General features: G+C 63.8%; 14 protein-coding genes. 6 read left to right on the top strand and 8 right to left on the bottom strand.

Going from position 1 to position 14,391, the window contains the following annotated elements; genetic code table 11:
* Positions 1 to 22: 22 nt before the first annotated feature.
* A complete protein-coding gene (locus ACWA1U_RS15350) occupies positions 23 to 190 on the top strand; it encodes a DUF3117 domain-containing protein (protein WP_463723018.1) in 168 nt (55 codons plus the stop codon).
* Positions 191 to 227: 37 nt separating this feature from the next.
* Here the strand turns inward: ACWA1U_RS15350 and ACWA1U_RS15345 are convergent, their stop codons facing one another.
* On the bottom strand, positions 228 to 866 hold the full coding sequence (locus tag ACWA1U_RS15345; RefSeq protein ID WP_463723017.1) for an O-methyltransferase: 639 nt from the start codon (positions 864 to 866) through the stop codon (positions 228 to 230).
* 270 nt (positions 867 to 1,136) lie between these two features.
* Here ACWA1U_RS15345 and sigE point away from each other — a divergent pair, with 270 nt between their 5' ends.
* The 3 genes from sigE to ACWA1U_RS15330 are packed head-to-tail and all read left to right on the top strand — an operon-like array spanning position 1,137 to position 3,180.
* The gene (sigE, locus tag ACWA1U_RS15340; protein WP_463723016.1) at positions 1,137 to 1,772 is read left to right on the top strand and encodes an RNA polymerase sigma factor SigE; all 636 of its coding nucleotides are present in this window, start codon (positions 1,137 to 1,139) and stop codon (positions 1,770 to 1,772) included.
* Between the two features lie 4 nt (positions 1,773 to 1,776).
* Positions 1,777 to 2,745 carry an anti-sigma factor family protein gene (locus tag ACWA1U_RS15335; protein ID WP_463723015.1) on the top strand — a complete coding sequence of 323 codons (969 nt, stop codon included), beginning with the start codon at positions 1,777 to 1,779 and terminating at the stop codon, positions 2,743 to 2,745.
* Positions 2,746 to 2,787: 42 nt separating this feature from the next.
* A complete protein-coding gene (locus ACWA1U_RS15330) occupies positions 2,788 to 3,180 on the top strand; it encodes a sec-independent translocase (protein WP_463723014.1) in 393 nt (130 codons plus the stop codon).
* Positions 3,181 to 3,215: 35 nt separating this feature from the next.
* Here the strand turns inward: ACWA1U_RS15330 and ACWA1U_RS15325 are convergent, their stop codons facing one another.
* Genes ACWA1U_RS15325 through ACWA1U_RS15315 form a run of 3 tightly spaced genes read right to left on the bottom strand, consistent with a single transcriptional unit; the run spans position 3,216 to position 6,209 of the window.
* On the bottom strand, positions 3,216 to 4,337 hold the full coding sequence (locus ACWA1U_RS15325; protein WP_463723013.1) for an Mrp/NBP35 family ATP-binding protein: 1,122 nt from the start codon (positions 4,335 to 4,337) through the stop codon (positions 3,216 to 3,218).
* Positions 4,334 to 4,939, bottom strand: a complete 606-nt coding sequence (locus tag ACWA1U_RS15320) for a DUF1003 domain-containing protein (RefSeq protein ID WP_463723012.1) — start codon at positions 4,937 to 4,939, stop codon at positions 4,334 to 4,336. The genes ACWA1U_RS15325 and ACWA1U_RS15320 overlap by 4 nt, the downstream gene beginning before the upstream one ends.
* Positions 4,932 to 6,209 carry a magnesium transporter MgtE N-terminal domain-containing protein gene (locus ACWA1U_RS15315; protein WP_463723011.1) on the bottom strand — a complete coding sequence of 426 codons (1,278 nt, stop codon included), beginning with the start codon at positions 6,207 to 6,209 and terminating at the stop codon, positions 4,932 to 4,934. The genes ACWA1U_RS15320 and ACWA1U_RS15315 overlap by 8 nt, the downstream gene beginning before the upstream one ends.
* 141 nt (positions 6,210 to 6,350) lie before the next feature.
* On the opposite strand from ACWA1U_RS15315, the gene ACWA1U_RS15310 reads away from it, so the two are divergent.
* Positions 6,351 to 7,259 carry a YflT domain-containing protein gene (locus ACWA1U_RS15310; RefSeq protein WP_463723010.1) on the top strand — a complete coding sequence of 303 codons (909 nt, stop codon included), beginning with the start codon at positions 6,351 to 6,353 and terminating at the stop codon, positions 7,257 to 7,259.
* Positions 7,260 to 7,393: 134 nt separating this feature from the next.
* On the opposite strand, the gene ACWA1U_RS15305 is transcribed toward ACWA1U_RS15310, so the two are convergent.
* Positions 7,394 to 8,980, bottom strand: coding sequence for an aminopeptidase P family protein (locus tag ACWA1U_RS15305; RefSeq protein ID WP_463725065.1), 1,587 nt, complete (start codon positions 8,978 to 8,980; stop codon positions 7,394 to 7,396).
* Between the two features lie 80 nt (positions 8,981 to 9,060).
* On the opposite strand from ACWA1U_RS15305, the gene ACWA1U_RS15300 reads away from it, so the two are divergent.
* Positions 9,061 to 9,906: a PHP domain-containing protein gene (locus tag ACWA1U_RS15300; protein WP_463723009.1), complete on the top strand. Its 846-nt coding sequence runs from the start codon at positions 9,061 to 9,063 to the stop codon at positions 9,904 to 9,906.
* Here the strand turns inward: ACWA1U_RS15300 and ACWA1U_RS15295 are convergent.
* The 3 genes from ACWA1U_RS15295 to ACWA1U_RS15285 form a co-directional block, all read right to left on the bottom strand.
* Positions 9,896 to 10,795: a DNA-methyltransferase gene (locus ACWA1U_RS15295; protein ID WP_463723008.1), complete on the bottom strand. Its 900-nt coding sequence runs from the start codon at positions 10,793 to 10,795 to the stop codon at positions 9,896 to 9,898. The two genes, ACWA1U_RS15300 and ACWA1U_RS15295, sit on opposite strands and share 11 nt — an antisense overlap.
* A 6-nt stretch (positions 10,796 to 10,801) precedes the next feature.
* On the bottom strand, positions 10,802 to 12,493 hold the full coding sequence (locus tag ACWA1U_RS15290; RefSeq protein WP_463723007.1) for a DEAD/DEAH box helicase: 1,692 nt from the start codon (positions 12,491 to 12,493) through the stop codon (positions 10,802 to 10,804).
* A gap of 367 nt (positions 12,494 to 12,860) precedes the next feature.
* On the bottom strand, positions 12,861 to 14,378 hold the full coding sequence (locus ACWA1U_RS15285; protein WP_463723006.1) for an RNB domain-containing ribonuclease: 1,518 nt from the start codon (positions 14,376 to 14,378) through the stop codon (positions 12,861 to 12,863).
* Between the last annotated feature and the right edge of the window lie 13 nt (positions 14,379 to 14,391).

The raw sequence follows: 14,391 nt of genomic DNA, 5'->3' as shown, positions 1-14,391 counted from the left end.
CACTGTGGAAGGAATACTCTGAATGGCTGCGATGAAACCGCGTACCGGTGATGGCCCGATGGAAGTCACCAAAGAGGGACGCAGCCTCATCATGCGGGTTCCGATCGACGGCGGAGGGCGCCTCGTAGTGGAACTCAATGCCGAGGAAGCAGGCAACCTCAAAGATTGCCTGCTGACGGTAACCGACTAGACACGCTTGCTTCGAAGCAAACAGCTGCCCTGCTGGTTCAGGAGGGCAGCTTCACGGCCATCAGCAGGCCGTTTCCCACGGGCATCAGCGCGGTGACCAGCTGCTCGTTCGTGCGCAGGGCCTTCCCTACCTGCCGCAGGGTATTGGTGGATGCATCCCTGACGGCCGGGTCAGGCACTTTGCCGCCGTCGAGCGCGTCATTGATGAGCAGCATTCCGCCGGTCTTCAGCAGCCTCACGGCTTGCTCGGCGTAGGCCGGCAGGTTTGGCTTGTCAGCGTCCAGGAACACCAAGTCATAAGCGGAGTCTGTAAGCCGTGGCAGGACATCCGCCGCACGCCCGGAAATGGTGCGGGTACGGTTCGCGGGGATCCCAGCCTCCGCATAGGCCTCGCGGGCTGCCCGGAGATGGTCAACATCGGAGTCGATCGTGGTGAGGACGGCGCTTGAATCCATGCCGCGGAGCAGGCAAACGCCCGAAACACCTGCGCCCGCACCAACCTCCACAACAGTGGCAGCCTTTGACCCGGCAGCAAGTACCGTGAGGGCAGCGGCTATCCCCATGCTCACGGGCGTTACTCCGAGCTCCTGGGACCGTTCCCTGGCACGCAGCAGAACATCATCTTCGACGGGCAAGCCTTCCGCGTAGGACCAATTTGCCTGCTTGTCCGAGCTCATGATGTTCCGTTCCGTCCAAGTGTGATGCGCGGCCAGCCGTGCAGGCTGGCTTCCGCCGGTTTCCTTCAGCCTACTGCCGGGACGGCGCACGATCCCGCATCACCGCACCGGCTCCCACACGACCGTCTTCCAGCTTCCACCCAGCCTTCTTCGGCATGATAGGGGGCGCAAGACATCCAAATGAGGCAGAGCCCCGAATACCAGGTGGCAGCGTCGCACTTTACGAGCGGCGGGTGGCAGGAACCGGTTCGAGGGCGAGAGGAGAAGTTGATGTCTACTTCGCGAGCGGTGGCAGGTCCAGGTGGTGTCATCACCGAAGAGCAGGATCAGGAGGCAGCCGCCTGGGTTACGCCGTCGTGGGAGGAAGTTGTCCGCGACCACTCCCCGAAGGTCTACCGGCTTGCCTACCGGCTGACAGGGAACAAGTACGACGCCGAAGACCTCACGCAGGAGGTCTTCGTTCGGGTGTTCCGGTCGCTGGCAAACTTCAAGCCCGGCACGCTGGACGGTTGGCTGCACCGCATCACCACGAACCTCTTCCTCGACCAGGCGCGCCGCAAAAGCAGGATCCGCTTCGACGGGCTGGCCGACGACGCCGAGAACCGTCTGCCAAGCAACCACCCCGGACCGGAGCGCAGCTTCGAGTTCAACAATCTGGACCTCGATGTCCAGGCCGCACTTGAGGAGCTCCCGCCGGACTTCCGGGCTGCAGTAGTTCTTTGCGACCTTGAGGGCCTTGCCTATGACGAGGTTGCCCGCGTGCTCGATGTGAAGCTCGGTACCGTACGTTCGCGTATTCACCGAGGACGGACCATCCTCCGTGAGAAGCTCGCGCACCGTGATCCGCGCCAGAACCCACCCGCCACCAGCCGTTTGAGCCTGCCTCGGATCGCGGGCGCGCGCTAGGTCCATGCGCCATCCAACGCGTTTCCTGACCGACTACGTGGCCGGTGAGCTGGATGCTGCCCGCACCCTGACCGTCGAGAAACACCTCACACGTTGCGCACGATGCTGCTATACGGTCCAGCAGGAGGAGACAGTCCGGCAGCGCCTGCAGAGTGCTGCCACGCCTGGGCCGCCGGATGGCCTGCTGGAGCGAATCCTCAAGGAGTCCAACCGGCGTCCCGCAGTCCACTACAGCTACTCCGGCGCGCAGGGCACTGCAGGCCGTTTCCACCTCGACGTGGCTGCCTTTGCGTCCCGTCACCGCAACTCCCTGGCGGTCAGTGGAGGTGTGGCCGTCGTGACGGTTGCAACCCTGACAGCTGCCTACGCGCTTGGATCCGAAGTGCAGCAGGGCGACGTCCTTGCCGGCGGTCCCGCAACGGTCACCCAGAGTTGGCAGACCGTGGCATCGGATACCCCGGCGCAGCTTTCATCAGCAGACATCGACCAGTTGCGCGAGGACGGGTGGTTCTGCCCGGAGTTGAAGACGATGGGGTTTGAGTTGGTTGGTGCTGAAGCACTGACGGTTGACGGTCAGCCCACCCTCCAATTGATGCTCGACGACGGCGAATATTCGTTGACCGTCTACGAGCAGCGCGATGACAGCGTCGAGCCGGCAACCGCTCCGGACAATAAACCGCCCGTCAACGCAGCCACCGGCAACACCGTGGTGGAAGACGGGTTTGAGGAGATTGGAGGTACCCAAAGATCCATCTGGGTACATCCCGGCCGGTCCTGGCAGCTGGTGATCAACTCCGGATCCGTGACGTACACGGTGGTTTCAACACTTCCCGTGGCTGACATGCCGCGGACCATCAGCCAACTCATGCTCACCGAACAGTCGCAACTCGCCTACTCCCGGCCCGACACACCGGACGATCCACTCAGCCGGGTCCTCCGCGGACTGGCCAAACTGGCACAACCATCACCGTGACGCAAATAGCCTCACTGCCCTGCTGAAGGTAGGCTTCTTTCCGTGTTGGGAATCAATGGATATGAATTTCTCCTGCTGGCGCTGATTGCCGTCATCGTCCTTGGTCCCGAACGCTTGCCCGAATACGCGTCCCAACTTGCCCAGATGGTCAAGGGCTTGCGGCGGATGGCTACCGGCGCACGTGAGCAGCTCCGCGACGAGGTCGGCTCAGAGTTCGACGACGTCGACTGGCGCAAGCTCGATCCCCGCCAGTACGATCCCCGCCGCATCATCAAGGAAGCTCTCCTTGATGACATCGAGGACGCCATCAAGCCCGTGAGCGAGAATGGGCCGGAGCCTGAGGCAAAATCGATTGCCGCCGCGAAAAGTTCAACCCAGGTAGCGGAAAGGCTCGCTGCCGGACAGGCCGCCCCATACGACGTCGAAGCCACCTGACGCCGCCCGTCCTGGCCTCGATGTGAGCCCGTCCATCAACTCTTCGGAGTTACATTCAGCCGCAGGTCGCTGAGTCCGCGCGGCCGGTGCGCCAACGCGCTGGCGATCCGCCTGAGTTCCGCCGCTGCGGCGGAAACCGAACCCAGAACAACGGGCGTGCCGTTGTCTCCGCCCTCTCGAAGCTCGGGTTCGAGGGGAATGTTCCCGAGCAGGCCGACGTCGTACCCCACTGCCGACGTAAGCCTCCGCGCGACTTCCGCGCCCCCGCCGCTCCCGAAAATCTCCATGCGCTCACCCGTCGGCATTTCAAGCCACGACATATTCTCGATGACCCCCGCGACCTTCTGGCCGGTCTGGACGGCAATGGAACCTGCGCGCTCAGCCACATCCGCTGCTGCGGCCTGCGGAGTGGTAACTACCAACAGCTCTGCTCCAGGCAGCAACTGGGAAACCGAAATTGCGATGTCTCCCGTGCCCGGTGGAAGGTCGAGGAACAACACGTCCAGGTCACCGAAGTACACATCTGACAGGAACTGTTCAAGCGCACGGTGCAGCATCGGTCCACGCCAGGCAACCGGCTGGTTTCCCTCGACGAACATCCCGATGGAGATAGCCTTCACGGCATGGGCCACGGGCGGAAGGATCAGCTCATCCACCCTGGTGGGTGACTGCCGGATTCCCATCAATGCGGGAACGGAGAAGCCGTGGACATCTGCGTCGACGATCCCCACGCGCATGCCCTCAGCCGCCATCGCCGCGGCGAGGTTCACTGTGACGCTGGATTTACCGACGCCGCCCTTACCGCTGGCGACCGCATACACCCGGGTCAGTGAGCCTGGTTCGTTGAAGGGGATTCCCCGTTGGCCGCCAGCACCACGCAGGCGCTCCTTCAGTGCGTCCCGCTGTTCCTGGGTCATCACGCCGAGTTCCACACTCACGTGGGAGACGCCGGCTACACCGGCGAGCACAGCCTCGACGTCGCGGGTGATGGTGTCGCGCAGGGGACACCCCGCGATGGTCAGTAGGACACGCACGACGACGGCGCCGTCGCCGTGCACGGAAACCTCATCCACCATGCCGAGCTCGGTGATCGGGCGCCGCAGCTCCGGGTCCATCACGCCCGACAGCGCAGCGTGAACCGTGTCAACCAGCGTCACTGGCCGTCCCTGCGCGGAGCTACCCGCGGAATGCCCGTGGTGTTCTCGGACACCCGGCGCTTCGGTTTCCGCTGGTTGCCCTGTTCCTGGCCTTCAGGGGAATCCAGCAGTTCCTCCAGAACCGAACGCAGTTCGGTTCGGAGCTCAGAGCGTACGAAGTCGCGGGTGGCCACTTCGCGCAGAGCAATGCGAAGGTCGGCAATCTCGCGGGTGAGGTATTCGGTGTCGGAGAGGTTGCGTTCAGCGCGCTGCCGATCCTGTTGTAAGGAGACTTTGTCGCGGTCGTCCTGGCGGTTCTGGGCCAACAGCAGCAGGGGGGCAGCGTAGGAGGCCTGGAGGGAGAGCATGAGAGTGAGCAGTGTGAAGCCGATGGCGGCGCTGTCGAACCGCAGGTGCTCAGGTGCCCAGCTGTTCCAGGCGAGCCAGACGGCAACGAACACCGTCATGTAGAACAGGAATTGCGGCGTACCCATGAACCGGGCGAAGTTCTCGGTGGCGCTGCCGAAGGCGTCCGGGTTTGGACGCAATCGCGGCAGCCATCGCTTGCGGCTCTCCCGGGGGGTATCCAGCCCGCTGCCAACGGTTTTGGTCTTGTCAGCCATTTACGCCTCCCCGCGATTTTTCGGGTGAGTCCTGTGCACGCCAGTCTTCCGGGAGCAGGTGGTCCAGGACGTCATCTACAGTCACCGCCCCCACCAGGCGGCCGTCGCTATTAACGACCGGCAACGAGTTCAGGTTGTACGTCGCAAGGATGCGGGAAACCTCGCTGATGCTCGACTGATCTCCCACTGGTTCGAGGTCAGTGTCCACGATATTGCCCAGGGGCTCCGGGGGCGGAAAGCGCAGGAGCTGCTGGATGTGGACCACACCAAGGTAACGGCCGGTGGGGGTTTCAAGCGGCGGGCGGCACACGAAGATTGATGACGCGAGTGCCGGCGTCAGTTCCTCGCGGCGCACGTGCGCGAGTGCCTCGGCCACCGTCGCTTCGGGCGGGAGGATGACCGGAACGGTAGTCATAAGGGAGCCCGCCGTGTTTTCGGCGTACTCGAGCAGGCGCCGGACGTCTTCGGCGTCGTCGGGCTCCATCAGCTGGAGGAGCTCTTCCTTCTGGTCCTCGGGCAGCTCGTTCAGGAGATCGGCGGCGTCATCCGGATCCATTTCCTCCAGCACATCAGCCGCACGCTCACGGTCGAGCGATGAGAGGATCTGGACCTGGTCATCTTCGGGAAGTTCCTGGAGGACATCAGCGAGCCTCTGGTCCTGAAGTTCACCTGCAACTTCGATACGCCGTTTGTCGCTCATCTCATGGAGTGCGTCAGCGAAGTCCGCCGCCTTCAGGTCATCATGCTGCGCGACGAACTGTGTTGCGGCCTGTGGCTCGTTGGAATCTCCGTGGTAGGCGTCCAACCAGTCGATGATGATGCGCTCGCCACGGCGAAGGCCACGCAGCCGCGACTGCGCCCCGCCTCGACGCACGAAAATTTGGGCAACATGCCAGTCACCGGCGCGGTCCCGCTCCATGGCGACGTCTTCAATGGTTGCTTCCCCGCTGCCGTCCCTCAGCGTGATGCGGCGGTCAAACAGTTCGGCTACGACAAGTTGCTCCGCGCCGCGCTGGTCAAAGCGGCGAAGGTTGACCAGGCCCGTGCAGATGATCTGGCCGGAGTCGATGGATGTCACCCGCGTCATCGGAACGAATACGCGCTTCTTGCCGGGCACCTCAACCACCAGGCCGACGACCTGCGGAGGATCGGTTGGCCCGCGGTCCAGGACTACGGCATCACGAAGGCGGCCGAGACGGTCTCCCAAAGGGTCGAAAACGTCCAGGCCCAGCAGGCGTGCCACAAATACGCGCGTCGGGTTGCTGCTCACATGCCTAGGCTACTGCCGTTGCCGCCCTCCCGCCGTATTGCGTGACAGCGGGCACAGCTCCGTGTGTCTGCGCGGTTGCGCGCGAGTTCACTGCGAGCGATACAGCACCACAGCCGCGCTCAGGTAGGCAAGAATGAAGGTATGTCAAACGTTCTTGGACGCACTGCTTCGCGGGATGAGAGCCGTAACCTTCCCAAAGGCGAGACCATCGGCCGCTATAGCTCCTACCTGGATGCCCAGAAAGCCGTTGATTACCTCGCGGACAGCAAGTTCCCCGTGCAGCAGGTATCCATCATCGGCAACGACCTCAAGACGGTCGAGCGGGTGACCGGCCGGTTGAGCTACCCGAGGGTTGCGCTCGCCAGTGCCGCAACGGGTGCCTGGTTCGGGCTTTTCGTCGGATTCATCCTCACGCTCTTCGGCGGTGATTCGACCTACCTGCCCATCCTCTCGTCGATTGCGCTCGGCGCCGTCTTCTGGGTTCTCTTCGGTGTGATTGCTTACGCATTCCAGCGAGGTAAGCGGGACTTCACCTCGACCAACCAGGTAGTGGCCACCAGCTATGACGTCATCGTCGACCCTGCTGCAGCGGGTGAGGCAAGGCGGCTGCTGCAACAGCTGCCCATGAACGGTAAGGCCCGCGAAGCCGGTGCAGGCGGGCAAACTTGGGGTGCTTCACCAAGTCAGCCGGCGCAGCAGCACCAGCCGCAGCAGCACCAGCCCACCCAGCATCAGCCCACTCAACCGCCGCAGCGGCCGCAGGGTTGGGACGCACCCCAGGGGCAAGCGGGTAACAACGTGGCACCCGTGCAACCTCAGACCTCGCAGGACGGTGCAGTCGCTCCCCTGGACGGCGCCGGAGCTTCGCAGAACGGTGCCAGCAAACAGCCGGCACCTGCATCCCCGCCGCGCGGTCAATTCCCCGACCTGCCCGATGGCCGGCCGCAGTACGGCGTCCGTGTGCCGCAGGCTGACCCGCAAACACCAGAACAGGTTGAGGGCGGCGAGCAGGGCCAGGCGGCCAATGAGGGCCAGCGTTCGGACTCCTGACCGGCGCAGAGTACACAATCCGAAATGAGGAAGGTGGGCAGCTGATCGGCTGCCCACCTTTTCGCTTACCAGACCTTGAAGAACCGTTTACGGACGGCGCTTCCGTCTAGCATTTTCTACGTGCCGATCGCTGCCTACTCACCGGTCGGGCTGAAGATGCCCGCCATCCAGGCCTCGACGTCGTCGGCCTCGCGGGGGAGAGCCGCACTCAGGTTCACAGGGCCGTCTGCGGTGATCAGAATGTCGTCCTCGATCCGGACACCGATTCCGCGGTACTCCTCGGGAACAGCGAGGTCTTCGCTCTTGAAGTAAAGGCCAGGTTCGATGGTGAACACCATGCCCTCGGTGAGGATACCGTCCAGGTAAAGCTCGCGCTTGGCCTGTGCACAGTCATGGACGTCAAGACCAAGGTGGTGGCTGGTGCCGTGCGGCATCCATCGGCGGTGGTGCTGACCGGATTCAGACAGAACGTCGTCGAGTGGGACGGGCAGCAGACCCCACTGGTCCAGGCGCTCTGCGAGGACTTCGGTGGCGGCACGATGGACGTCGCGGAACTTGGCGCCAACCTGCGCGACGGCGAAGCCGGCGTCAGCGGCGTCCAGTACAGCCTGGTATACCCTGCGCTGCACCTCCGTGTACCTGCCGGTAACCGGCAACGTACGCGTGACGTCTGCGGTGTAGAGGCTTTCGGCTTCAACGCCCGCGTCCAGGAGAAGCAGGTCGCCGGCGCGCACCCGACCGTTGTTCCGGTTCCAGTGCAGCGTGGTTGCGTTGGAACCCGATGCCGCAATTGTCTCGTAGCCGAGGTCGTTGCCTTCCTCCCGTGCACGGGCAAAGAAGGCACCCTCGACGACGCGCTCGCCCCGCGGGTGGGAAATAGCACGGGGGAGTTCCTTGACTACTTCGTGGAACCCGTTCACTGTGGCAGCTACGGCCGCACGCATCTGCTCGATTTCCCACTCATCCTTGATGAGGCGGAGCTCGGACAGTGCCTCGGCCAGCTTGGCATCAAGTTCGTCGGAGGCTTCCAGATCAACGCCGGTGTTGATGCGGGAAGTGTCTACAAGGGCGTCCGCGTTGAGGTCAACGTCTCGCAGCAGGCGAACCCGGATGCCACCGATTTCCACCGCACCGGCATCCTTGGTGATGGCGAGTTCAAGCTCGGCCAGGTCTGCGGTCTCGAGGGAGAGCAGCGCCTTGACCTCGGCCATCGAGAGGCGGGACCCGATCCAGAACTCGCCGTACCGCGCATCGGAATAGAATTCGGTGCTGTCCCGGCCCGCCAACTCACGGAAGTAGAGGGTGGAGTGGTGGTTGCCGCCGTCGTCGCCCTTTGCTTCTTCAGTGGGTTCCAGTACCAGTACGGCGTTGGGCTCGTGATCCACTCCGAGCCCGGTGAGGTGGGCGAATGCGGAGTGTGGGCGGAAGCGGTAATCGGAATCATTCGAGCGGACCTTCAGCGGGCCCGCCGGAATCACAAGGCGCTCACCGGGGAACAATTGCGAAATCTTCAGGCGGCGCTGGGCCGCGTAGGGCGCTACTTCGGCAGCAGCTGGAAGGTCAGTGCCCTTCGGGGCCCAGTTGGACCCCATGAAGGATCGGAAGGCATCAGAATCGGGGCGCTGGGAGCGGTTCTCGTTGCGGCTCGACAGTGGTTGGTCTTCCGGCGTGACAGGGGTTGCGTCGCTGCCGGTGTCAGTAGTTGCGCGGGTCTCGGCCATTGAGGTGTTCTCTGCTGTACTCACCAATCCATCGTCTCACCGGGCGCGTGGGAGGCCAAACACCGGCGTACAGTTGTTTGGTGAGAATCGACCTGCACGCACACTCCACGGTGTCCGACGGTACGCAATGCCCCGCCGACGTGATGAACTCCGCTGCTGCAGCGGGACTGGACGTCGTTGCGCTGACCGATCACGATTCAACGGCAGGATGGGAAGAAGCGGTTCTCACGAGCCGTCAACTTGGCCTTGCGCTCGTGCGCGGCATGGAGGTCTCCTGCAGGTCCGACACCGGGGTGAGTGTTCACGTCCTCAGCTACCTGCACAATCCGGCCCATCCTGCGCTCCTGGCCGAGATTGAGCGCTCACGCGATGCCCGGCTGACCCGCGCTGAGCGGATGGTCGAGAAACTTTCCGTGGACTATCCGATCACCTGGGCTCACGTGCAGGAACACATCGCGGAAGGTGCCACCGTGGGCAGGCCGCACATCGCGGACACGCTCGTCGCCCTGAAAGTGGTCAACACCCGCAGCGAAGCCTTCGCGCAGATCCTCGGCGCACGCTCGCCCTACTGGGTGGGGCACTATGCGCCACATCCAGCCGACGCCGTCGCACTGATCCGTGCGGCCGGCGGGGTGCCTGTGTTTGCCCATCCCGTTGCGTCCGCCCGCGGACGCATCGTCGACAGCGCAGTGACGGAGGAGATGATCGAGGCAGGTCTGCTCGGAGTCGAGATTGATCACCGGGATAATCCCGAGGAAGGCCGCGCCCAACTGAGGCGGCTGGCGGCGCGGCATGACCTTCTCGTCACCGGATCCAGCGACTATCACGGAACGGGCAAACCGAACCAGCTCGGCGAGAACGTCACTGAACCCCATATGCTGGCCCGGCTTGAGGACCTGGCCACCGGGGTCCCTGTTATTCGCTGACGCGGACGTCCGACGTCGGAAGCTGGGTGCCGCACCACGGCTCGAGGCGGCGCGACATGACCTCGACTGCCTGTGGATTGCTGTCGATGCACACGAAGCGGCGTCCAAGCTTTCCGGCGACAGCGCCCAATGTGCCGGAACCAGCGAAGAAATCGAGGACCCAGTCGCCGGGCCGGCTGCTCGCTGCGACCGCCCGCCGCACCAGGCCTTCAGGTTTTTGTGTCGGGTAACCGGTCTTTTCGCGTCCGGTCGGGGAGACGATCGTGTGCCACCAGACGTCTGTTGGCAACTTTCCCCGCGCGGCTTTCTCCGGTGTAACCAGTCCAGGGGCCATGTAGGGCTCACGATCCACTTCGTCACTGTTGAAGTAGTAGCGCGCGGGGTTTTTCACGTAGACAAGGATGTTGTCGTGTTTGGCCGGCCAGCGGCGCGTGGCGCGTGCCCCATAGTCATAGGCCCAGATGATCTCGTTCAGGAAGCACTCCCTGCCAAACAGGGCATCAAGCATCACCTTGGCGTAGTGGACTTCCCTGTAATCCAGGTGGACGTACAGCGTGCCGTCGTCCGCCAGGAGCCGCCAGGCCTCGGCGAGGCGCGGAACGAGGAACTCCCAGTAGTCCTCAAACGCATCGTCGTAGCTGGCGAGCACGCCCTTGACTGTCGAATAGCTAAGGCCCTTGAACCCGATGCGGTCTCCCGCCCCGGGTTCGCTGCGCACCATGGATGTCTGCTGCCGGCGCTGGGCCCGCCCAGTGTTGAACGGCGGATCGACATAGATCATGGTGAAGGAACCATCCGGCAGCCCGGGCAGATAGTCCGTGTTGTCCGCGTGCACAACGAGGTTGGGCCCGTCCGGCCGCCAGGCCGGACGGGCCACAGCTTGCTCCATTGAATCCTAGGCTTCGGTGGCGGGCTTGGGAATTACCTCGCCATTACGACGGCGGGTCCGTGACCGGTTGCGCTTCGGGCGGTCCGCACCGCTCGCTGTATCGCTGCGGTCTGTTGCCTCACTGGTGGCTTCGCCGCGTGCGCCAGCTCCGTTTGAGGCTTCCCCCTGCGTGGTATCCCCATGCCTTGCGGCGGAGGCATCGGAATTCCCCGAACGACGTCGGCCATTGCCCCTGTCACTCGATTCTGCCTGACCATTGCGGCCACTCGGGCGCCCCTCGGAACGGTTACCCGACCGACCACCCGATGCCGAACGGTTCTTCTTGCCGGTCTCGCCGAGATCTTCAATCTTCTCGGCGTCGATCCCGGCGAGCTTGCGCTGGTTGCGGGGGAGCCTGCCCTTTGTGCCCTCGGGAATGTCCAGGTCGGTGAACAGATGCGGGGAGGAGGAGTAGGTTTCAACCGGCTCGGCCTGGTCCAGCACCAACGCCTTGTTGATCAGGCCCCAGCGTGGGAGGTCGTCCCAGTCGACGAACGTGATTGCGGTACCCTTTTTCCCGGCCCGGCCGGTGCGGCCGACCCTGTGCAGGTAGGCCTTCTCATCCTCGGGGCACTGGAAATTGATGACGTGGGTGATGTCTTCGACATCGATTCCGCGGGCGGCTACTTCGGTTGCGACAAGTACATCGATCTTGTCGCCGCGGAATGCGCGGAGTGCCTGCTCGCGGGCACCCTGGCCGAGGTCACCGTGAATTGCTCCGGCAGCGAAGCCGCGGTCGATCAGTTCTTCGGAGAGTTTCGCTGCGGTGCGCTTGGTCTTGGTGAAGATGATGGTCCGGCCCCGGCCGCGGGACTGGAGGATACGGGCAACGACCTCATCCTTATCCAGGTTGTGTGCGCGGTAAATGACCTGGCGAATGTCCTTCTTGGTGGCGCCGTCGTCTTCGGGGTCAGCTGCACGGATATGCGTGGGGTGCGACATGAAGCGGCGAGCCATTGCGACGACGGGACCGGGCATGGTGGCGGAGAACAGCAGGGTCTGGCGGACCGAGGGCGTGGCCGCCATCAGCGTTTCGACGTCCGGAAGGAACCCGAGATCCAGCATTTCGTCAGCTTCGTCGAGCACAACCATGCGCACGTTCTTCAGTGAAAGGATCTTCTGGCGGAACAGGTCAATCAGGCGCCCCGGTGTTCCGACGACTACCTCGGTGCCCCTCTTGAGGGCTTCTACCTGCGGCTCGTACGCCCGGCCGCCGTAAATGGTGACGATGCGTGCGTTGCGCTTTATGGCGGCCTTGGTCAGGTCAGCTGCCACCTGCACCGCGAGTTCGCGGGTGGGAACGATCACAAGGGCCTGTGGTGCACCGGGTGCGGGCAGGCGATCGTAGCCCTCATCCGAGGGACCCACGACGCGCTGCAGTGCGGGGACGCCGAAGCCAAGGGTTTTGCCCGTGCCGGTCTTCGCCTGGCCAATGATGTCGTGGCCACCGAGCGCGATGGACAGCGTCATGGCCTGGATGGGGAAGGGGTGCACGATCCCGGCGTCAGCCAGGGCCTCCACGATGTCTGCACGGACGTTGAAGTCCGCGAAGGTTTCAGCCGCTTCCTGATGGGGTTCCTCAGTGCTGACGAGTGTTTCCTCGACGAAGATTTCGTCGTCGCTGTTGTCCGCGTGGAGGTGATGGGTGTCTGTGGTCACTCTTACTACCGTTTCGATTAGGCACTGCGCCCGCCGGGCTCAACGGGGGCCGGTAAAGGCCCGCTCGGAGCAGACGGAGCAGGGCGTCCAGTGGAAGCCGATCGCGGGCTAACAACTGCCGCTCGGAGGGGGACGTGCCCCGCCACAAGCTGAAACCTGGAAATTCAGGATCGCGTAGGTACTGCGGGTCGATTGCAGAGCATGGAACGGCTCCTGCGGAACCGATGCAAACCCCGATGTGAGCGAAGACCCACACAAAAGACTTGGTAAGACTGTTCATGAAACGACCGGGCATCCATTACTACCCGCCAAGTCTACCCTGCTGCGCGGTCGGTTCCCGACGGGGACAGGGCGCTGCGGCTAAGATTCAAGCGCTTTCCACGAGCTCGAAGCGGACGTCCCGGCGCGAGATATCCGCGGTGACCAGGCGCACCCGGACTTCGTCTCCGGCTGCCATCACACCGTCGCAGCGACCCTCCACCGCCGGGTCCCAGAGCTGCACCACTCCGTGGGGGACACCGTTGCCGTTTGATTTGCCGTTCCCGTTCCCGTTGCGGTTGCCGTTCCCCGAACCTTCCGGGTTTCCGTTGGCAGCGGCAGGTTTTGAACCGCTGATGACTACGGCGTCGAACTCTTCACCGACGCGGTTGCCAAGCAACGCTGCCTCCACCGCGGAAATAGCACCGCTTTCGAGCTTCGAAGCCAGTTGATTGGACGCAGTCATGAGCGAGTTCAACTCGGGCAGGGCTGCCCGCACCCAGTCGGGTACCACCCGGCCGGCGCACAGCGCTTCGCAGGTTACAAGCACGAAGCGGTCAACCAGACGCCGAAGCGGCGCCGTGGTGTGCGCGTAAGGCGCAGCGATGGCGGCCTGCTCGACCGACTTGGGCAGCTCGCCGTCGAACGCTGTATAGCCGGCGCCGCGGAAGAGCGAAGCGGCGGCGTGCATCAGGGAGAGCTGGCGGGGATCAGTGGTGTCGAGGCTGCGCAGGAACTCACCGTACGGGACGTCCTGCGGCCACTCACGACCGAGGGCCCTCGCCTGGTGGCGGAAGCGTGCCAGGGACGTCTCATCAGGTGGTGGCATGGTTCGGAGGATGCCAACACCGCCCTTGAGCATGATGTCGGCGGCAGCCATACCGGTCATGAGGGACAGCTGCGCATTCCAGTCCTCAGCCTCCAGGGGAGGCCGCGCGACGAGGAAGTACCGCTCGCCGTCGTGGGCAATCTCCTGGTCTGGCAGGTTCAGGCTTGCTCCACCGCGCTCCTTCTCAAGCTCGATCCGTTTGCACCCGATCTCTTTCAGAAGCATCAGGTTGCCGGCCGCACCGCCGGCGTCGACATCCTCCTGAACCTGCTCGTAAGTGAGTTGCGCGCGGCTCCTGACCACGGCGCGTTCGACGACGACGGACTCGACCCGAGCGTCGGAGTCCAGGACGAATTCCCAGACGTAGGCCGAACGGTCCTTCTCCGGAAGCAGGCTGGCGGCGTCCTCCGCTATGACTTCAGGATGCAGCGAGATCCGCCCGTCGGGGGCGTACATGGTCTGGCCCCGCTTGCGGGCTTCGGTGTCGATGGCACCGCCGGGTGCAACGAAAGCAGGAACATCGGCGATCGCGTACCAGGCCCGGTAGCCGGATCCCTCCCGTTCGAGGTGGAACGCCTGGTCAAGGTCGGTTGACCCGGGCGGATCCACAGTGATGAAGCCAAGGGCCGTCAGGTCGCGTGGGGGCAATACCTGCCCTACCACAGCTGACTGCGCCTCTTCCAGCACTTCAGGCGGGAATTCCGAGCGTAGTTCGAGTTCCTGACGGAGCGATTCCAGGGCAGCGGTCAGCTGGAGCTGGGAGTTCCGGTTGCTCAAATCCAGATGCGAGTAAGGCACAGACCCAACCGTA

This window comes from Arthrobacter sp. TRD_SC_6, from assembly GCF_055361185.1.
Note: the sequence above shows the minus strand (reverse complement) of the source record. Positions and strands in the feature narration are given on the sequence as shown.